14 protein-coding genes and 1 pseudogene are annotated in these 19,254 nt (G+C 74.5%); 6 read left to right on the top strand and 9 right to left on the bottom strand.

Annotated elements, in window-relative coordinates:
* Positions 1–3 precede the first annotated feature (3 nt).
* The 8 genes and pseudogenes from AMK29_RS21565 to AMK29_RS21595 form a co-directional block, all read right to left on the bottom strand.
* A complete protein-coding gene (locus AMK29_RS21565) occupies positions 4–1,383 on the bottom strand; it encodes a YcaO-like family protein (protein WP_073815370.1) in 1,380 nt (459 codons plus the stop codon).
* Positions 1,380–2,861 carry a CocE/NonD family hydrolase gene (locus tag AMK29_RS21570; RefSeq protein ID WP_073815372.1) on the bottom strand — a complete coding sequence of 494 codons (1,482 nt, stop codon included), beginning with the start codon at positions 2,859–2,861 and terminating at the stop codon, positions 1,380–1,382. The genes AMK29_RS21565 and AMK29_RS21570 overlap by 4 nt, the downstream gene beginning before the upstream one ends.
* Entirely contained in the window at positions 2,858–3,700 is an 843-nt protein-coding gene (locus AMK29_RS21575; protein WP_073815374.1) for a hypothetical protein, read from the bottom strand. Before AMK29_RS21575 ends, AMK29_RS21570 begins: the two co-directional genes overlap by 4 nt.
* Positions 3,701–3,787: 87 nt before the next feature.
* Positions 3,788–3,904, bottom strand: a complete 117-nt coding sequence (amiA, locus tag AMK29_RS37355; protein WP_241845613.1) for a streptamidine family RiPP — start codon at positions 3,902–3,904, stop codon at positions 3,788–3,790.
* Between the two features lie 56 nt (positions 3,905–3,960).
* On the bottom strand, positions 3,961–4,788 hold the full coding sequence (locus tag AMK29_RS21580) for an ABC transporter ATP-binding protein (protein ID WP_198942304.1): 828 nt from the start codon (positions 4,786–4,788) through the stop codon (positions 3,961–3,963).
* Between the two features lie 20 nt (positions 4,789–4,808).
* Positions 4,809–5,816: a FecCD family ABC transporter permease gene (locus AMK29_RS21585; protein ID WP_073815376.1), complete on the bottom strand. Its 1,008-nt coding sequence runs from the start codon at positions 5,814–5,816 to the stop codon at positions 4,809–4,811.
* A 275-nt stretch (positions 5,817–6,091) separates the two neighbouring features.
* Positions 6,092–7,084: pseudogene (locus tag AMK29_RS21590) on the bottom strand (FecCD family ABC transporter permease); the annotation flags it as partial.
* A 104-nt stretch (positions 7,085–7,188) separates the two neighbouring features.
* Positions 7,189–8,169, bottom strand: coding sequence for an ABC transporter substrate-binding protein (locus AMK29_RS21595; protein WP_198942315.1), 981 nt, complete (start codon positions 8,167–8,169; stop codon positions 7,189–7,191).
* An 84-nt stretch (positions 8,170–8,253) separates the two neighbouring features.
* Between AMK29_RS21595 and AMK29_RS21600 the strand changes: the two genes are divergently transcribed.
* Together AMK29_RS21600 and AMK29_RS21605 are read left to right on the top strand one after the other, a co-directional pair.
* Positions 8,254–9,453, top strand: a complete 1,200-nt coding sequence (locus tag AMK29_RS21600) for a hypothetical protein (protein ID WP_073815378.1) — start codon at positions 8,254–8,256, stop codon at positions 9,451–9,453.
* A gap of 228 nt (positions 9,454–9,681) precedes the next feature.
* Positions 9,682–11,253, top strand: a complete 1,572-nt coding sequence (locus AMK29_RS21605) for an amino acid permease (RefSeq protein WP_073815380.1) — start codon at positions 9,682–9,684, stop codon at positions 11,251–11,253.
* Between the two features lie 21 nt (positions 11,254–11,274).
* Here AMK29_RS21605 and AMK29_RS21610 read toward each other — a convergent pair whose 3' ends face one another.
* Positions 11,275–11,961: a TetR/AcrR family transcriptional regulator gene (locus tag AMK29_RS21610; RefSeq protein ID WP_073815382.1), complete on the bottom strand. Its 687-nt coding sequence runs from the start codon at positions 11,959–11,961 to the stop codon at positions 11,275–11,277.
* A gap of 157 nt (positions 11,962–12,118) precedes the next feature.
* On the opposite strand from AMK29_RS21610, the gene AMK29_RS21615 reads away from it, so the two are divergent.
* From AMK29_RS21615 to atzF, 4 genes are read left to right on the top strand one after another with little or no spacing between them, the layout of a single operon-like run.
* Entirely contained in the window at positions 12,119–12,967 is an 849-nt protein-coding gene (locus AMK29_RS21615) for an urea amidolyase associated protein UAAP1 (protein ID WP_073815385.1), read from the top strand.
* Positions 12,964–13,692 (top strand): urea amidolyase associated protein UAAP2, encoded by a 729-nt coding sequence (locus tag AMK29_RS21620; protein WP_079197028.1) that lies wholly within the window; start codon positions 12,964–12,966, stop codon positions 13,690–13,692. The genes AMK29_RS21615 and AMK29_RS21620 overlap by 4 nt, the downstream gene beginning before the upstream one ends.
* Positions 13,689–17,276 (top strand): urea carboxylase, encoded by a 3,588-nt coding sequence (gene uca / locus AMK29_RS21625; RefSeq protein WP_073815387.1) that lies wholly within the window; start codon positions 13,689–13,691, stop codon positions 17,274–17,276. The genes AMK29_RS21620 and uca overlap by 4 nt, the downstream gene beginning before the upstream one ends.
* A complete protein-coding gene (gene atzF, locus AMK29_RS21630; RefSeq protein ID WP_241845614.1) occupies positions 17,273–18,976 on the top strand; it encodes an allophanate hydrolase in 1,704 nt (567 codons plus the stop codon). Before uca ends, atzF begins: the two co-directional genes overlap by 4 nt.
* The last annotated feature ends 278 nt before the right edge of the window (positions 18,977–19,254 follow it).

Consider the following 19,254-nt stretch of genomic DNA (forward strand, 5'->3'; position numbering starts at 1 on the left):
TCCTCACATGTGGGGCGGTGGCGCCAGCGTGAAGTCCTCGGGTGCGTGCGGCGCGGTCGTCCGCCAGCCCCGGCGCACGGCGGCCTCGGCGAGTCGCGGGCAGCCGAAGTAGCCGAAGGCCGCCGGGGCGTTGGGGAGGAGGCCGGAGACGAGGACCCGGGCCACGCGCAGGGACGTTTCAGCGACGTCCTCGGTGGTCAGGTCGAACGTCATGACGCGGTGTCCGCCCGCGCGCAGCGCTCCCTCCAGCCGCTCGCGGCTGCCGGGCTCGACCACGTCGACGGGCACGGCCCCGTGGGCGGGTTCGGTGAACCGCCGCGCCTCGGCCGCCATCCGTTCGTCCAGCCAGACCTGCACGTGCGCGCCCAGGTCCCGGACGTGTTCGAACCGCCGTCCGCACGCGTCGAGGTACCGGCCGTCGGCGCGGTGCTCGAGGTAGAGGCCGCGGGCGAGCAGTCCGGCCTCGACGGCCTGGAAGACCCAGCCGTCGGAGGCGGTCAGACCTTGGGTGAAGACCCAGGTGTGGACCGCTTCGAGTACCGCCTTGCGGGCCGCGTCGGCCGGGTCGTACTTGCAGGCGAAACCGGCCGCGTACAGGCCGAGAGCGGGGTCGTGGACGAGTGCGGCCATGCACGGGGCGAACTCGGAGGGCATCTCGACCAGGTGGACGTCGAGCCCGGTTCCGGCGAGGTCGTCCAGGAGGCCGGGGACACTGGCCGGGTCGATGCCGCGGGTGGGTCCGTCGAGGTGCCACCACAGTTCCAGGGCGTCGCGTTCGACGATCTCCAGCAGGCCTCGTTCGGCTGCGTCGTCGAAGCCCTGCCCGGTGGCTATGCCGGCGTAGTTGAGATGGTGGGTACGGGGCAGCTCGCGCAGCTCGCCCTGGCGCCAGTTGAGGTGGGTGAGGGCGACGGGCGCCCAGACCTCCGTCGCGCGTCCGTCGGACAGCCGCTCGCTGCCGCGCGTCCACAGGGCGGGGGTGTCGGCGGTGAGGGGGCGGTAGGGGAACGCCTCCCGGCTGTACTGCCAGGGCGCGTAGCGGGGCAGGTCGTCGGGGCCGTAGAGCCGCAGTCCCTTGTCCGCGAGTTCGGCGGCGGTCGCGCGCAGGGGGGCGTCGCGGTGGCCGGGCGGGGGCACGCGGTTGCCGCAGTACCGCTCTATCCCCTCGGCAATGGCGGCGACGCGTGCCTGTTCGGGGTCGCCGAAGGTGGTGCCGAGGGAGACCCGGTCGGCGGGCCACAGACCGAGTCTGCGGGCGTCGGATATCTCGGCGGTGTACGCGGTGTAGCGGGGTGGCGCGCCCGCGGGGTGGTCGACGGGCTTGACCTCGCGGACGATGCCGCAGACGGGGTCGACGAGTGCTTCGAGCGGCAGCGCCGTCATCGCAGGATCTCCTTGGCCGGGTCGGTGGGGGTGGGGCGGGAGGGAAGGACGTGCAGGGTCAGCGTCACGCTCGCCGGGTCGACCTCTCGTCGGGAGGCGAGGAGCCGGTCGGCCGTGACCGGGTCGGCTCCGTCGTGGGGGTTGCGGGCGTGGGCCGGGAAATGGTGTCCGGCGATCTCGAGGCGCAGCCGCGTGCCGGCCCGCAGCCGGCGGGTGAGCCGGCCGAGTTCGACGGTGAACTCGGCGTGCCGGCCCGCCGATTCCTCCCTCCGCAGGACGCCGACTGCCAGGCGCTGGGCGACCCCGTCGGGAGTGACGGCGACGAGGCGGGCGGCCCAGTCGGCGGACGGGGTGTCGGCGGTGGCCCGCAGCCGTACCCGCACGGCCCCGACGGCATCGAGCGGGCGCGGGAGCGGCCGGGTTGCCAGCAGGCAGCGGTCGGGCTCCTCGCCGGTGGGCACGGTGAGGTCGTCGGAGCGGACGGGCCGGTCGGGGTCGGCGGTGAAGCGGGAGCCGTGCAGCAGCCGCAGCCGCTGGGTGCGCGGTACGCCTTCCACGCCGGCGGACAGCCAGAGGTCGCCGTCGCCCAGCGCCTGCGCGCCCTGGGGGCCGGCGGCGAGGCCGCCGGTCAGGGCGCGGCGGGCCCAGCTCGCGTACAGCTCGCCGAGGACCAGCCGGTGGGCGGGGCCGGCGTCGGGTCCGGGCGCGGCGGCGAGACCGTGACCCCAGGGGCCGAGCAGCAGGCGCGCCGAGGGTCCGCCCCAGGAGCGCCACAGGGCGAGGGTCTCCTCCGCGAAGGGGTCGTGGTGGCCCCCGACCGCGAGGAGGGGCACGTCGGCGAGCGTCGCCCGGGAGGCAAGCCGGCCGCGCTTGCGGTGCCGCCACAGTCCCGCCCAGGAGGGCAGGTCCCGGCCCAGCCGCTCGGGCAGACCGGTGAGGGGCAGATGTGTGAGCAGGCCGGGGTCCGCGGCGAGGGCCTCGTCCAGCGCGCCCTCGTCGGAGTCCGGTCGGTCGCCGTGGGCCGCCCACCAGCCGGCACGGGCCAGCAGCCGTTCCACGCCGGAGGGTTCGCGCGCGGTCTCGGCGGCGCCCAGCGCGGGAACGGCGGCGATGACGGCGTCCGGCCGGGCCTCCTCGTGCGCTTCGAGGGCGAGGACGAGGGCGCAGTGGGCTGCGTAGGAGGCGCCGACGGCGACGTACCGGCCGTCGCTCCAGTGCTGTCGCCGGATCCATCGGGCCGTCGACGCGCCATCGGCGGTCTCGTTCTCGTACGGGTGCCACTCCCCCGCCGAGGCGAACCGGCCCCGCACGTCCTGGACGACGGCGGCGAACCCGCGGCGGGCCCAGCCGCGCGCTTCGGCCGCGTGCCGCGCGCGGTCGTACGGGGTGCGGATGAGGACGGCGGGGAAGGGGCCGGCGCCGTCGGGGAGGCGCACGTCCGTGGCGAGACCTCCGACTGCCTGGTGGACGTGCGTCATCCGCCCTTCCTCGGTGTCGGTGCGACGGCGGGGACCGGCAGGACGGGGTGCTCGGTGACGATCAGCGTGCGCAGGTCCACGTGCCGGAGGCGGCGCCGGGCCGGGAGGCCGGCCGTGTCGGGGGCGCCGGTGGCCCACCGGGCGAGATCGTCGGCCAGCAGGGCGGCGAGGAGCGCGGCGGCGGGAACGGTGAGCGGGACCGGGGCGCCCGATGTCCGGGGCCCGTCCCAGTAGGCGGCCAGTTCGCGGTGGGCGGGGGTAGCGGCGAGCCGGCGGGCCCGTACGTGCGCCGCCGTGACGTCTCCGGGTGCCGCGGCGAGGGGTTCGACGTACGCCTGCCAGCCCTCCCGGTGGCAGCGCAGCCAGGCGACACCGTGTTCGGGCAGCCGGTCCGCGACCTCCCACCACCCGTCGGGTACGGGCCCGTCGAGGCACCACACGACGGCGGCGGGGTCTCCGTCGAGCAGGTCCCCGATCGTCGCCGGCGTCGTGCCGGTGGGGGTGGTGCGGGGTTCGGCGCCCAGGGCGGCGAGGTGTGCGGCCAGGGGCCGGGTCAGTGCCGTGTCGCCGAGGAGTCGGATGTCGCGGCGGCCGGCGGGCCACCGGGGAGGCCGCGGCTCGTCCGCCAGGTATCCGGCTTCCTCGAAGGCCCGGACGAGACGGGCCAGTTCTTCGTCCGCCGGGGCCGTGTGGGCGTCGGACAGCAGGGAGAGCAGGGCGCTCTCGTCCGCGTCTCGCGTCCTGACGCTGAGGAACTCTCCGTCGGGGGTGCGGACGGCGAGACCCCGCCCGGGCACGGCGACGATTTCGACACCGGGTGAGAGCCGGCTGCGGGACACGACGTTCTCCTGACGAGGGTGGCGGGATGGGCGTGGGCCCGCCCGAAAGGCGACGGGCGGGCCCACGGTCGAGGGTGAGTCCCTCGCTTACTCCTGGGTGTCGTCCTCGAAGGGGTTCTCCACGAGGGCGTTGGAGTGGCTGGCCGAGGCGTGGGCCAGCTGACCCGGGTCGGCGATGGGGGCGAAGATCTGCTCGTTGTCCATGAACTCTCCTAGTTCGTAAGGGAGATGAGGCGTTCGGTCGAGCGCCGTGATCGACACTAATGGAATTGGTTTTCATTTTCTAGTTCGGACAGGGGGTGATCTGGGTAACACACGGGCCAGCCGCCCTCGGGGTCCCGTCCCACCCGGCCCGCGACCTTCAGCACGTCGGCGAGCAACCCCGGCGTGACGACCTCCTTCGGTGCACCGTCCGCCACCACGCGGCCTTCGCGCAGGGCGACGACGCGTTCGGCGAACCGGGCCGCGTGCGCCAGGTCGTGCAGCACCATCACCACCGTGAGCCCCCGTTCCTCACGCAGGCGGACCACCGTCTGCAGCACGTCGAGCTGGTGGTGGAGGTCCAGATAGGTGGTCGGCTCGTCGAGCAGGAGCACACGGGTGTCCTGGGCGAGCGCCATCGCCAGCCGCACCCGCTGCCGCTCGCCCCCGGACAGCGCGTCGACGTCACGGTCGGCCCACGCCTCCACGCCGACGTCGCGCAGCGCCCTGCGCACGACGGGATCGTCCCCCTCGCGCAGCATGCCCAGCGGGCCCCGCGCCGCGTACCGCCCCTGCCGCACCAGGTGGCGGACCGTCATCCCCGGCACCGCGGGCGCGGACTGGTGCAGCAGCGCGACTCTCGCGGCCGTGGCGCGCCGGGAGAGCCCGGCGAGGTCGTCCCCGCCGAGCCGTACGCGCCCCCGGTCCGGCCGCAGCAACCCGGCCGCGAGCCGCAGGAGGGTCGACTTGCCGCAGCCGTTGAGTCCGATGAGCGCGGTCAGTTCACCCGGCCGTACGGTCAGGTCGACGCCCCGCAGCACGGGGCGCTCGGGGTAGCCGAAGTGGACCCCCTCGACGTGTATTCCCAGGGGTTCGCTCAGGGTCATGCTCGGTCCTCCGTCGACTTTCAGAACGAACTGCTCGGCGCGCGGCGCACGATGACCAGCAGCAGGGCGGCGCCCAGGCAGGCGGTGAGCGCCCCGACCGGAAGCGTGAGGCGCTCGGCGTCCAGCGCGTGGGCCAGCAGTCGCGACGACAGCTGCGCCGCCGCGTCCGCCCCGCACACCACCACCGCGCCCGTCAGGGCGGCGCCGGGAAGGCTCGCCCGCAGGTCCGCGCCGAAGAGGGCGACGGCCACGTGCGGGACGAGGAGCCCCACGAAGCCCAGCGCTCCGACGGCGCCCACCGCACCCGCCGACAACGCCACCGCGCACAGCAGGGCGAGGGTGCGGGCCCACCGGGCGGAGAGCCCGGCGGCCAGGGCGACGTCGTCGCCGCAGCGCAGCAGGGTCAGCACCCCGGCGAGCAGCCAGGCCGCGGCCCCCCAGACCAGCGCCCACGGCCACAGCAGGTGCCAGTGCTGCCACACCCGGCCCTCCGTGGTGCCCACCAGCCACTGCACGACGCTGCCGAGTTCCCCCGGCTCCACGAGCAGCACCATGGCGGTGAGTCCGCCGAGGACCGCCGACACCAGCACGCCGTGCACGGCGGTCCGGGCGGGGTCGCCGCCCCCGCGGCCGGTGAGCAGCCAGAGCAGCAGCGCTCCGGCGCATCCGCCCGCGCACGCGGCGAGCACCACGGCCAGCGGCGAGTCCCAGCCGGCGAGGCCGAGGGCCGTCGCGGTCACGGCCCCGAGGACCGCCCCCGGGGTCACCCCGGTCACTTCGGGTCCGGCGAGGGGGTTGCGCAGCGCGGACTGCAGGATCAGCCCGGCGACGGCGAGGGACGCCCCCGCCCCCAGGGCCACCAGCATCCTGGGCAGCCGTAGCTGCAGGAAGATGTGACGTTCCGTCGCGTCACCCCCGCCGGCCAGCACGTCCCAGACCGCGCCCGGGGACATGCCGCGTCCGGCCACCAGTTCAGCCCCCGCGCACACGACGCCCAGCGCCACGAGCCCCGCGAATCGCCGACTCACCGTTCGTCCTCCGTTCCGGTCTTCTCCACGGGCGGCGGGAAGGCGCGGCGGCTTTCGGGGACGCCGTGCCTGCGGACCCCGGACACGCCGTCGGGCCCCCGAGACGCGCCGGGGGCCCCGGGCGCGCCGTCAGACGCCGGCCGGGTGCCGCAGGTCCCTGGCACGCCGGAAGGCTCCGGAGAGGCCCCGGGCGCGCCGCCGGGCCCCGGAGAGGAGCCACCGGTCCCGGGCGCGCCGTCGGGCCCCCGAGAGGAGGCGGGAGCGCCGGGCACCCCGTCAGGCACCCGCCCACGCGCCGAACCTGCCGCCCTCCGCCCTCCGTTCCTGCCACGGCGGCCGCCCGATCGCATCAGGGCGACCCCCGCTGGGACGCCCAGCAGCGCCGTCCAGGCACCGGCCGGCGTCTCCACCGGGGCCAGCGCCAGCCGGGCGGGGACATCGGCGACCGTCACGACGACCGCGCCCCACGCGGCGGACCACGGGAGCCAACGCACCGCTCCCGACGAGGGGTCGAACCACCGGGCCAGGTGCGGGGCGAGGAATCCCACCCACGCGACGGGCCCGCACACGGCCGTGACGGGCGCGATCAGCACGACGGCGATGGCCAGCGCGAGCAGCCGGGCCCGCTGGGCGCGTACGCCCAGCGCCTCGGCGTCCTCGTCACCGAGTCGCATCACCGACAGCACCGGCGCGCAGAGCACGAGAGCGGGGACCGCGACGAGCAGCCACGGCCACAGCGCCGTGACGTCGTCCCAGGTCCGTGCGGAGAGGGACCCCAGCAGATAGCGGTAGATGAGCTGGAGGTCGAGCTGGTCCGCCATCACCATCAGGACGAGCAGCGCGGCCTGCAACGCGGCCGCGACCGCGGCGCCGGTCAGCAGCACCGCGGACGGGCTGCGCCCGAGACCGGCGGCGAGCAGCGTGAGCCCGCCGCCGAGCGCCGCTCCGCCGAGGGCCAGCACGGGCTGGACCGCGGCGGGCAGCGACAGGGCCAGCACCAGCGGCGCGGCCACGCCCAGGGCCGCCCCCGAGGAGACACCGAGCATCTCCGGCACCGCCAGGGGATTGCGGAGCGCTTCCTGGAGCACGAGCCCGGCGGCGCCCAGGCAGGCTCCGGCGATCAGCGCCAGCACCACGCGCGGGAGGCGCAGTTCGGCGACGACGATCCCGGCGAGTGTGGTGTCCCCGTCCAGCACCGCGCCGGGGAGCCGGTGCGGCGGGACGTAGGGGGTGCCGAGGCACAGTGCGCAGGCGGACGCGGCGAGCAGTATCCCGATCACCAGGTGGGGCTGCCACCTCCGGGCGCGGGGCGGGGGCCTTCGGGCCCCGGCCGCCGGGACGTGTGCCGCGTCGGACGCCGAGGAGAGCGCCGTCACCGCAGCGCGGCCGTGGCCTCGTCGAGCACGATGCCCATGGACCGGGTACCGCGCCCCTTGGCCCACACCTCGGAGTTCACCTCGTGGACGTCGCCGTTCCCTACGGCGGGGATCTTGCTCCAGAGAGGGTTCTCCGCCAGCTTCTCCGACAGCTTGCCGTCCGCGCCGCCGAAGCTCATCGTCTCGACGAACAGCACGTCGACGCCCTGGGCGAGTATCTCCTCGAGGCTGTAGCTGCCCTCGACACCGCGGGACTTCCACGGGTACGCGGCGATCTTCGGGAACAGGCTGGCGGTCACGTCACCGTCCGGGGTGGCGACGCCGAAGTTCTCGTCGCTGCCGTAGATGATGAGGGCGGTCTTGTCGCTCGGGGCCTTCTCGGCCTTCGCGAGCTTGGCCCGGAAGGCCCGTTCGGCCTTCTCCCCCTCGGCGGTGCGGCCGGTGAGGGCCGCGGCGTCGCGCAGGTAGCCGACGCTGTCCTCCCACGTCTCGGGCTGCATGGGCCAGAACGTGGTGGCGCCCTTCAGCGCGGGGGCGAGCTTGCCGTGGGTGTCCCCCAGGCCGATCACGAGGTCCGGCTTGTGGGAGAGGATCGCCTCCACCTCCGGGGCGATGAACCCGCCGGGGACGACGGCGACCTTCTCGGCCCCGGCCGCACCGAGGAAGCCGGGGTGGGCGAGCAGGGTGCTGTTCGTGGCCGTCGGGACGAGGCCGAGTTCGGTCAGGATGTCGTCGCAGAGCGCGAACAGGCAGACGATCCGCTTCGGCTGCCTCTCCAGGGCGATCTCGACGCCGTTCACGTCGGTCAACGCGTTCGCCGCCTTGATGGGTTCGACGGTGACCTCGGTCTTCGTCGTGAGCGGAGCGGGCTTGCCGTTCGCGGGCTTGTCGGGGGCCGAGCCGCAGCCGGCCAGGACGGAACCCACCACGGCCGCGGTGAGACACCTGCGGACGATTCTGGACGGTGCGCGCAGCATCGACGCCCTCACTTCTTCTTCGGGGATCTGGAACACAGCGAACATACATGATAATCGTTTTCACTAAACACCCCTGGAGGATCCATGAACGCCGCCGCTGCCGCGCTGCTCGTCTCCGACCACGTGGCCGGCGCCGTGTACGCGCTGACCCTGCCGGACGGCACCGTCACCGGACGCCTCACCGGGCGTCACCTCTCCGAGCACGCCGGATTCCTGGCGCTCCCGCGGGGGCGGGTGGCGTGTGTCGACGACCGCCGGGGCGAGCTGCTGGTGCTCGACCCGTTCGGCGACGAACTGGTGGAACTCGCGGTCCCGGTCGCCGTGCCCGCCGAGCACCTGGCCTGCGATCCGTCCGGCCGCCGACTGGCCGTCACGACCGGCCTGGGCGAGAACGAGACGCCGTGGTCGGACCTTCTGACGGTCGTCGACCTGGCCACCGGGGAGGCCGCTCGGGTCCGCACGCGCGTCGGCGAGCCGGGCGTCACGGTGCTGGACGGCGGCGAGCCGCTCGTCGTCCTGCGGCACCGGGAACCGGGCGCGCTGGCGGTCCACCGGTTCGCGGACCTCCTCGCGGCTCCGCCCGGCTGCCCCGCGGTCGCGCCTCACGCCCTCCTGCCCCTGCCGGACGATGGTCATGGTGACGCGCAGGACCCCGACTCGGGGCGGTTGTTCGTGGCCACGGGTACGGGAGTACACGTCGCCCGACGGAAGGCCGACGTACTGGTGGCGGATACGGTGATCCCCTGGAAGTCACCCGCGCGCGGCTGGTACCTGCGCCTCGACACCCGTCGGCGAGCCCTGTGGTCCACGCTGCGCGGGGGCCCTCAGGACCCGCTGCGGTGGCCGGACTGGACGAATCAGGCCTGGTGCCACGAGCTCGGAACGGGCCGCACGCTCGTCACCGAGCTCGGCCCCGGTCTGGTCTTCCGGCTGGCGCTCGCCCGGAACGACACCGCGTTCACCCGCGTCCACCCCGACGGCGACGAACTGGTGCTGCTGGGCGCCGACCGCACCCTTCGCCGCGTGCCGCTCCCCGCCATGGACGGCGCGCCGCGGCGCGGCGGCACCCCGTGGGAGGGCGTGGAACGCCGGGCGGTGGCCGCCTCGCCGGGCTCCGACCAGGTGGCCGTCACCCGCGGCGGTCACGGCGAAGTACACCTGATCGACGCGGAGTCGGGACACGAGGCGAGGCGGCTGCGACTGAGCACTCCTCTGCACCACGGCGGCCACCTGATGCTGCTCAGCCGGGACGACGGCGCGGAGGGCGATCCCGTCGGCCGTTGACGAGCCGGCGCCGAGACCTCCCCCGGCGGGCCACGGTCGACCGCGTCGAGACGCCGTGCGCGAGACCTCCGGCCGACCCGGCCGTCGGCCCTTCTCCGCACCGACCGTCCGGAGAGGAGTCACTAACGGTCGGGACACGGGCGCGACACGCGGCGGAAACGGTCCGTCCCTAATTTCTGTCAACCGACAGGAATTAGCTGGACCTCGCCTCCGCGACAGGGGACCGCCATGACCGTGACCACCGATCCCACTCCACCGGCCCTTCCCCCGTCCGACGCGGTGGGCGACCCCGCGCCGGACGGCGCGCCGGACAGCTCGCTCGCCTCGTTCGGCTATCCGCAGGAACTGCGGCGCCGGATGGGGCGGTACGCGTCCTTCGCCGCCGGGTTCTCCTTCATCTCCGTGCTGACCACGGTCTTCCAGTTCTTCTCCCTGGGTTACTCCTTCGGCGGGCCGCTCTTCTTCTGGACCTGGCCCGCCGTCCTCGCCGGCCAGCTCCTCGTCGCCGCCTGCTTCGCCGAACTCGCGGCCCGGATGCCCATCGCGGGTGCCATCTACCAGTGGGCGAGCAGGCTCGGCACCCCGGCGTTCGGCTGGTACGCGGGCTGGATCATGGTGATCGGACGGATCGTGGTCGTGGCGGCCGCCGCCCTCGCCCTCCAGGTCGTCCTGCCCGCCGTCTGGCCCGGCTTCCAGATCGTCGGGGGCGACCCGTCTCCCACGACGACCACCGGCGCCGCCAACGCCGCCGTCCTCGGACTGGCGCTGCTCGCGCTCACCACGCTGCTCAACGTCCTCGACAACCGCGCGCTGTCGGCCGTCAACACGCTCGGCGTCACCGCCGAGATCGCCGGCGTCGCCCTCATCGTCACCCTCCTCGCCACCCACGCGGAGCGGGATCCCGGCATCACCCTGCACACCGGCGGCGAGGGCGGGCTCATCACGGCGCTCCTCGTGGGTTCGTTCACCGCGGCGTACGTCCTCATCGGCTTCGAGAGCGCGAGCGAGATGAGCGAGGAGACCGTCAACCCCCGTCGCACGGCGCCCCGTACGACGCTCGGCGCCCTCACCACCTCGGGCGTCTGCGGCGGACTGCTGCTGCTCGGCGGGCTGCTCGCCGCGCCCAGCCTCACCGATGGACGCCTGGCGGCGGAGGGCCTCGGATACGTGCTCACCAGCACCCTCGGCGACGACCTCGGCAGGGTCCTGCTCGCCGACGTGGCGGTGGCCATCTGCGCGGCCACCCTCGCGATCCAGACCTCGGCGACCCGCATGCTCTACTCCATGGCCCGTGACGGCGTCCTGCCGCGATCGGCACGGCTGGCGCGGGTGCCGCGGCGGACCGGCATGCCCGGTACGGCCGCCGTGGTGGTCGGCGTCGGCGCCGCGCTGCTGCTCCTGCTCAACCTCGCCTCCCCGCAGGCGTTCCTCGCCATCGGCACCACCTGCATCGCCATGGTGTATCTGGCGTACGCGATGGTCACCGCGCCGATGCTGGTGCGGAGGCTGCGGGGCGAGTGGCCGCCACCGGCCGACGGAGCGCGCGACGAGCTCGGCAGGCCCCTGTTCTCCCTCGGCCGCTGGGGACTGCCCGTGAACGCGCTCGCGCTCGGTTACGGGCTCCTCATGACGGTCAACCTCGCCTGGCCGCGCGCCGAGGTGTACGACCCCGAGGGCGGCCACTGGTACTTCCGGTGGTTCACCGTCCTGGTCCTCTGCGCCACGGTGGCGACGGGTGCGGCGTACCGCTGGTACCGCCGTCGCGGTGCCGAGGTCGACGCCGACGCCGTGCGCGCCTGACGCGTCGGGCAGCGCGCCCGGTCAGTCCTGTGCCGCGAGGAGGTCCTGCCCCTCGCGGCGCAGGCGTGCCAGGGACCGCTGCGGCACGCCCGCCACCCGCAGCGCCGCGTCGGCCGTCGCCACCGCCAGGGTGCGCGGGTCACGCGCGGGGTCCGCACGGCGGATGAGGATCACGCTCTCGGTGAGGCCGAGGAGAAGGTCCGCGCGCAGCGCCAGGCCGTCCGCTCCGAGTGCCGCCCCCGGCTCGGTGGCCGCCAGCAACTCCGAGTAACAGGACCTGAGTTCGGAGCGGATCCGATGGAAGTCGGCGAAGCGCTCCGTCTGCACCTCGGGCAGCAGGTACAGCGCGCCGAGGTTGTGCGGGCCCCCGCACAGCAGTGCCGCGTCGGAGTGGCACAGCGCCCAGAGACGGGCCTCCGGGGTCGCCTCCGTACGGGCCGCGAGGCCGCGCGCCACCTCGCGCGAGGGCAGGACGGTGCCTTCGAGCAGCTCCGCGAGGATCGCTTCCTTGCCGTCGAAGTAGTGGTACAGGGACGCCTGCCGCAGGCCCGCCCGTTCGGCGATCGTGCGGGTGGAGGTCGCCGTGTAGCCACGGGTGGTGAACAGCTCGGCCGCCGCGGCCAGGACCTCGTCGCGCGGCTCCAGGCCGCTGGCGGGACGGTCCTGCGCCCGCGGGCGGCCGACTCTTCTGCTGGGGGGCGTGCTCACTCCGCGATCCTCGCACAAGGCCACAGGTCACCTCGGGGCCGAACCCTCGGGTGAGTTTCCGGTAACCGACCCGAAACGCCCGGGCAACGGCGGCGAAGCGCCCCCTCCCTAATTTCTGTCAAGCGACAGAAATCATGTCTCGACCGGAGGTTGGTCCATGGCGACACCGTCAGTCACCGCCACAGCGACGACGTACAGCGCGCGGGACCACGCCCGCGCCCAGGAGGGCACGACGGTCGACGCCATGCCCGTGCTGCCCGCGCGCAGCTGGCCCGCGCCGCCCGAGGGCGTCGCCGCCGCGGACGTCGTCTGGGCCGAGACGGTGGCGGGCGGCAACTACACCCACAAAGTCCTCGCCCGTGGCACGGAACTGCGGCTGACCGACCTCACCGGCGACGCCTGCGCGCACCTCCTCCTCCACTGCGCCGACCGCCCCTGGGAGCGGCTGAACGTGGCCGACACCGTCAAGGTGCTCTGGAACGCGTACCTCGGCGAGGGTCACCTCCTCCTCTCCGACCAGGGCCGGGTGCTCGCCTCCGTCGTCCAGGACACCTCCGGCCGGCACGACGCCCTCACCGGCACGTCCACGCTGGGGCGCAACACCGCGCGGTACGGCGACGGGACGCCGCAGTCCGCCTCGCCGGCCGGGCGCGAGCTGTTCAAGCTCGCCGCCCTCAAGAACGGCCTCGCCCCCCGCGACCTCCCCCCGTCCGTCTCCTTCTTCCAGGGCGTACGTATCGCGGAGGACGGCACGGCCGAGTTCACCGGCTCCGCCGGACCCGGCGCGAGCGTGACGCTCCGCGCCGAGCAGGACGTCACCGTCCTCCTCGCCAACGTCCCCCACCCGCTGGACCCGCGCCCCGCGTACACCTGCGGACGGCTCGAAGTCCTCGCGTACCGGGCCCGGCCGACCGCCCCGGGCGACCCCCTGTGGGACGCCACCCCCGAGGGCCGCCGCGCCTTCCTCAACACCGCCGACCACCTCACCGCCAGGGGGATCGCATGACCGCCACCCGCCCGCCGGGCCGCGCCGGTTCCGACGACACCGCTCCCGTCCGTCCCGGCCGTGTCGTCTCCGACGACACCGTCCCCGCCCGTGCCGCCTGGTCCGCGGTCGTCCGCAAGGGGCAGCTGCTGACCGTCACGGATCTGCACGGCAACCAGGCCGCGGACTTCCTCCTCTACGACGCCCACGACACGTCCGTGCGCTACAGCGCCCCCGACACGATCCAGGCGCGGGGCGGTGTCTTCCTGTCCACCGGTTCGGTGCTGATGTCCGACGAGCACACGCCGCTGATGACCGTCGTCGAGGACACCTGCGGACGGCACGACACCCTCGGCGGCGCCTGCTCCAAGGAGTCCAACACCCTTCGCTACGGCCACCACACCTGGTCGCAGCACGCCTGCGTGGAGAACTTCCTCGCCGAGGGCGCCCGGCACGGACTCGGCAAGCGCGACCTCGTGTCCAACATCAACTGGTTCATGAACGTGCCGGTCGAGAAGGACGGCACGCTGGGCATCGTCGACGGCATCTCGGCCCCGGGCCTCAGGGTCGTGCTCCGCGCCGAGACGGACGTGCTCGCGCTGCTGTCCAACTGCCCGCAGATCAACAACCCCTGCAACGGCTTCGACCCGACGGCCGTACGGATGACGATCACCGAGCCGGACGCGAGCCACGACGGCGACGCACACGACATGGGCGACCACGGCGACGAGGACGGAACCCGATGACGTTCGACACCCTGCTCGTCGCCAACCGCGGCGAGATCGCGGCCCGGATCATCCGCACCGCCCGGCAGCTCGGCCTGCGGACCGTCGCGGTGTACTCCGACCCCGACCGCGGCGCCGAGCACGTCCGGCTGGCCGACGAGGCCGTCCGGCTCGGGCCGGCCCCCGCCAAGGAGTCGTACCTCGACGCCGGCCTGGTCCTCCAGGCGGCCCGGGACACGGGGGCGGGCGCCATCCACCCCGGGTACGGATTCCTGTCCGAGGACGCGGGCTTCGCCCGCCGCTGCGCCGACGCCGGCATCGTGTTCGTCGGCCCCACCCCCGAACAGCTGGAGCTGTTCGGGGCCAAGCACACCGCGCGCGCCGCCGCCGAGGCGGCGGGCGTGCCGCTCGCCCCCGGCACCGGGCTCCTCCCGGACGTCGACGCGGCCCTCGCGGCGGCCGAGGGCATCGGGTACCCGGTGATGCTCAAGGCGACCGGCGGCGGTGGCGGCATCGGCATGCGGGCCTGCCGCGACGCGGCCGAGCTCACCGACGCCTGGGACCGCGTGCAGCGCGTGGCCGCCGCCTCCTTCTCCTCCGCCGGTGTCTTCCTGGAGCGGCTGGTGGAGCGGGCACGCCACGTCGAGGTGCAGGTCTTCGGCGACGGACGGGGCAAGGTCGTCACCTTCGGCGACCGCGACTGCTCGCTCCAGCGCCGCAACCAGAAGGTCCTGGAGGAGGCCCCGGCCCCCGGCCTCCCGGAACACGTCCGGCGCGGCCTCGCCTCGGCCGCACGGGAACTGTGCGCCTCGGTGGACTACCGGTCCGCGGGAACGGTGGAGTTCGTGTACGACGCCGCCCGCGAGGAGGCGTACTTCCTGGAGGTCAACACCCGCCTCCAGGTCGAACACCCGGTCACCGAGGCGATCTACGGCGTCGACCTCGTCGCCTGGATGCTGCGGCTCGCGCAGGGCGACACCGGGGTCGTCACCCGGCCGCCGGCGCCCACCGGCCACGCCGTCGAAGCCCGCCTCTACGCGGAGGACCCGTCCCGCGACCACCGACCGAGCGCGGGCCTGCTGACCCGCGTCGCCTTCCCCGAGGGCGTCCGCGTGGACGCCTGGGTCGAGACGGGTACGGAGGTCACCACCGCGTACGACCCGATGCTCGCCAAGGTCATCGCCCACGGCGCCGACCGCGCCGAGGCACTCGACCGGCTCGACGCGGCGCTCGCGGCGACCCGCGTCGACGGCATCGAGACCAACCTCGGCCTGGTCCGCGCCGCGCTCCGGGACGCCGACGTCCGTGCCGCCGCCCACTCCACCGCCTCGCTCGGCGGCCTCACCGACCCGACACCGCGCATCGAGGTCGTCGCCCCCGGCACCTTGACGACCGTGCAGGACTGGCCCGGGCGCACCGGCTACTGGCAGGTCGGCGTGCCCCCGGGCGGGCCGATGGACGACCTGTCCTTCCGGCTCGGCAACACCGCGCTCGGCAACGACGAGGGCGCCCCGGGGCTCGAATGCACCCTCCAGGGGCCCTCCCTGAGGTTCACCCACGCGACCACCGTCTGCGTCACCGGCGCCCCCGCCCGGGTGACGGTCGACGGCAGCCCCGTGCCGCAGTGGGAGCCGGTCACCGTCGAGGCCGGTGGGACCCTCGCCGTCGGGGCACCCGACGAGCGGGGCCTGCGCACGTACGTGCTGTTCGCGGGCGGACTCGACGTACCGGAGTTCCTGGGCAGCGCGGCCACCTTCACCCTGGGCCGGTTCGGCGGGCACGGCGGCCGCGCCCTGCGCGCGGGCGACGTCCTGCACGGCGGCGAGGCCCGCCACGAGACCTCCGTGGTCCCGCTCGACGAGCGTCCCGTGTTCGGCGCCGTCTGGCGCGTCGGGGCGGTCGAGGGCCCGCACGCCGCGCCCGAGTTCTTCACCGAGGACGACGTCCGCGACTTCTACGCGGCGGACTGGAAGGTGCACTTCAACTCGGCGCGCACCGGTGTCCGCCTGGTCGGTCCCAAGCCGCGCTGGGCGCGTACGGACGGCGGCGAGGCGGGGCTGCACCCCTCCAACATCCACGACACGCCGTACTCGGTCGGCGCCGTCGACTACACCGGGGACATGCCCGTCCTCCTCGGCCCCGACGGCCCCTCCCTCGGCGGCTTCGTCTGTCCGGCGACGGTCGTCACCGGGCAGCGCTGGAAGCTCGGCCAGCTCCGTCCCGGCGACATCGTCCGGTTCGTGCCCGTGACGACGGACATGGCCGCGCGGCTGCGGAAGGAGCCCGCCGCCGAACCGCGCGCCGACCGTGGGGCCATCGTCGACGGCGGGATCCTCGCCCGTCTGGCGGAGACGGCGGCCCGTCCGTCGGTCACCTACCGGCGCAGCGGCGACGACAACCTGCTCATCGAGTACGGCCCGATGCAGCTCGACCTGGCGCTGCGCATGCGTGTCCACGCGCTGGCGGAGGCGCTGGCCGAGCGGGGGCTTCCCGGCGTCGTCGACCTCACCCCCGGCATCCGCTCGCTCCAGGTCCGGACGGATCCCGACGTGCTGCCGCAGCGCGAACTCCTCGACGTCGTACTGGGCGTGGAGGAGCGGCTGCCCGCCACGGACGAGCTGGTGGTGCCCAGCCGGATCGTCCACCTGCCGTTGTCCTGGGACGACCCGGCGACCCGTGAGGCCATCGCCCGCTATGTCGCCGGCGTCCGCGACGACGCCCCGTGGTGCCCCTCGAACATCGAGTTCATCCGGCGCGTCAACGGCCTGGAGACGGGCGACGACGTGTACCGGACGGTCTTCGACGCCGAGTACCTCGTCCTCGGTCTGGGCGACGTCTACCTGGGGGCGCCCGTCGCGACGCCCCTGGACCCGCGGCACCGCCTCGTCACCACCAAGTACAACCCGGCCCGTACGTGGACCGCGGAGAACTCGGTCGGCATCGGCGGCGCGTACCTGTGCGTCTACGGCATGGAGGGACCCGGCGGGTACCAGTTCGTCGGCCGCACCACGCAGGTGTGGTCGGGCTGGCAGCAGCGCGGCGCCTTCGAGCCGGGGAAGCCGTGGCTGATGCGCTTCTTCGACCGGATCAGGTGGTACCCGGTCGACGCCGGCGAACTCCTGGAGCTGCGTGCCGACATCACCTCCGGGCGCTTCGTACCGAGGACCGAGGAGGGCACCTTCTCCCTCGCCGCGTACCAGGCCTTCCTCGACGAGAACGCCGGGTCGATCGCCGCCTTCCGGGACCGGCAGGGCGCGGCGTTCGGCGCCGAGCGCGCCGCCTGGGAGGCCGCCGGCGAGTTCGCCCGCGCCGAGGCGGCCTCGGAGGTCGCCCCGCCGACCGCCGACATCGAGGTGCCCGAGGGCGGGCGTCTGGTCGAGGCCGAGTTCACCGCCTGCGTCTGGCAGGTGAACGTCGAGGCCGGCGACCGGGTGTCGGCGGGTCAGCAGCTGCTCGCCCTGGAGGCGATGAAGATGGAGGCCCCGGTCCCGGCCCCCGCCGACGGCATCGTCGCGGAGGTCCTGATCAAGCCGGGCAGCCAGGTGGAGGCGGGCACCGCGCTCGTCGTCCTCGCCCCCGTCGCGACCATGGAGGTGGCGGTGTGATCACCGCGTCGGAGCGGGTACGGGCCGCGTACGCCCGGATCGCCCAGGTGGACCGGCCCGAGGTGTGGATCGCCCTCCGCCCGCGGGAGGAGGCGGAGGTCGACGCCGCCGCGATCGACGCGCGGTCCGCCGCCGGCGAGCGGCTGCCGCTCGCGGGGACGGTGTTCGCCGTCAAGGGCAACATCGACGTGGCCGGGCTGCCGACCACCGCCGGCTGCCCCTCGTACGCGTACGAGCCGGAGGCCGACGCCCCGGCGGTGGCGCGGCTGCGGGCGGCGGGCGCCGTGGTCCTCGGCACCACGAACCTCGACCAGTTCGCGACCGGTCTGGTCGGCACCCGGAGCCCGTACGGAGCGGTCCGCAACGCCGTCGACCCGTCGTACGTCTCGGGCGGCTCCTCGTCCGGCTCGGCGGTGGCGGTGGCCCTCGGCGTCGCGGACTTCGCGCTCGGCACCGACACCGCGGGCTCGGGCCGCGTCCCGGCGGCCTTCAACGGCGTCGTCGGCCTCAAGCCGACCCGCGGCCTGGTCCCGGCCGAGGGTGTCGTCCCGGCCTGCGCGTCGCTCGACTGCGTGACCGTCTTCGCCCGGACGCTCCCGGAGGCGGAGCGGGTCCTGGCCTTCATGGCGGCGCCGCCGGGGCGCGGTCTCCCCGCCCTGGAGCAGCGGCGCCCGGGCCCGTGGCGGATCGCGGTCCCGCGCCTCGGGCAGCTCGGTGAGCTGGACGAGGGCTGGGCCGAGGCGTTCGCGTCGGCAGCGGCGCGGCTGGAGGACGCGGGCGCCGAACTGCTGACGGTCGACCTGGCACCGTTCACGGAGGCGGCCGCCATGCTGTACGAGGGGGCGTTCGTCGCCGAGCGGTACGCGGCCGTCGGCGCCTTCGTCGACGCGCACGCGGGCGCGGCGGACCTCGACCCCACGGTGGCCGGGATCATCTCCCGGGCCCGGGACATCCCGGCCCACCGGCTCCACGCGGACCTGGAGAAGCTGTCGGTCCTCCGCGGCAGGGCCCTGGCGTCGCTGGGCGACGCGGACGCGCTGCTCCTGCCGACGACACCGGGGCACCCGACGCTCGCCGAGGTCGAGGCGGATCCCCTGGGCGCGAACGCCCGGCTCGGCCGGTTCACCAACTCCACCAACCTGTTCGACCTGGCGGCGGTCGCCGTCCCGGCGGGCGAAGTGGAGGGGAGGCCGTTCGGCGTCATGCTGATCGGGCCTGCGTTCACCGACGAACGCCTCGCTCGCGTCGCCGGCCTGCTCACGGCCCCACCGCTCCGCCTCGCGGTGGTCGGCGCACACCTGTCCGGGCAGCCGCTGAACGGGCAGCTCCTCTCCCTGGGCGGCCGCCTGATCCGTACGACGGCCACGGCGCCCGCCTACCGGCTGTACGCGCTGGACACCGTTCCTCCCAAGCCGGGTCTGGTCCGGGCCCGTACGGGTGGTGCCGCGATCGAGGCCGAGGTGTGGCAGTTGCCCGCCGAGGGCCTCGGCGCACTGGTCGCGGCGCTCCCCCGACCGATGGCGCTCGGCAGCGTGGAACTCGCGGACGGCGCGTTCGTGACCGGCTTCCTCTGCGAATCCGAGGCCCTCGACGGCGCCGAGGAGATCACCTCGTACGGCGGCTGGCGTGCCGCTCTGCCCTCGCTCGCCCGCACCGAGGGACCGGGGTTGTCGAGCGTCCCGCCAACCACCCACGGGTGACCGCGGCTTCGACGCGTTCAAGCCATGAGCGTGGGCATCCCCCCACACGCCCCTCGCGTCCCGCGCCCGAGAAAACGCACGCCGCACCCCCTGAGGGGGGTATCCGATAAACGAACACGCGACCTCGCTGAGCGTGCGGTTTCCGCCAGTTCACGCAGGGGGAATGACATGTTCACGTAACCATGGCAGGCTTCCGCGCAGTTCGGTGCAGCATACGCGTCCACAACGCGCATGCGGTGTCCGGATGTTCGCTGTGTTCGTCCTTGATCGGCTCTGCC

It is taken from the genome of Streptomyces sp. CB02261 (genome assembly GCF_001905665.1).
Taxonomy (GTDB): domain Bacteria; phylum Actinomycetota; class Actinomycetes; order Streptomycetales; family Streptomycetaceae; genus Streptomyces.

Coding starts and splice junctions, on each gene's coding strand:
- AMK29_RS21565 (WP_073815370.1), bottom strand. CDS start 1,383: ATGACGGCGCTGCCGCTCGAAGCACTCGTCGACCCCGTCTGCGGCATC.
- AMK29_RS21570 (WP_073815372.1), bottom strand. CDS start 2,861: ATGACGCACGTCCACCAGGCAGTCGGAGGTCTCGCCACGGACGTGCGC.
- amiA (WP_241845613.1), bottom strand. CDS start 3,904: ATGGACAACGAGCAGATCTTCGCCCCCATCGCCGACCCGGGTCAGCTG.
- AMK29_RS21580 (WP_198942304.1), bottom strand. CDS start 4,788: ATGACCCTGAGCGAACCCCTGGGAATACACGTCGAGGGGGTCCACTTC.
- AMK29_RS21595 (WP_198942315.1), bottom strand. CDS start 8,169: ATGCTGCGCGCACCGTCCAGAATCGTCCGCAGGTGTCTCACCGCGGCC.
- AMK29_RS21600 (WP_073815378.1), top strand. CDS start 8,254: ATGAACGCCGCCGCTGCCGCGCTGCTCGTCTCCGACCACGTGGCCGGC.
- AMK29_RS21605 (WP_073815380.1), top strand. CDS start 9,682: ATGACCGTGACCACCGATCCCACTCCACCGGCCCTTCCCCCGTCCGAC.
- AMK29_RS21615 (WP_073815385.1), top strand. CDS start 12,119: ATGGCGACACCGTCAGTCACCGCCACAGCGACGACGTACAGCGCGCGG.
- AMK29_RS21620 (WP_079197028.1), top strand. CDS start 12,964: ATGACCGCCACCCGCCCGCCGGGCCGCGCCGGTTCCGACGACACCGCT.
- uca (WP_073815387.1), top strand. CDS start 13,689: ATGACGTTCGACACCCTGCTCGTCGCCAACCGCGGCGAGATCGCGGCC.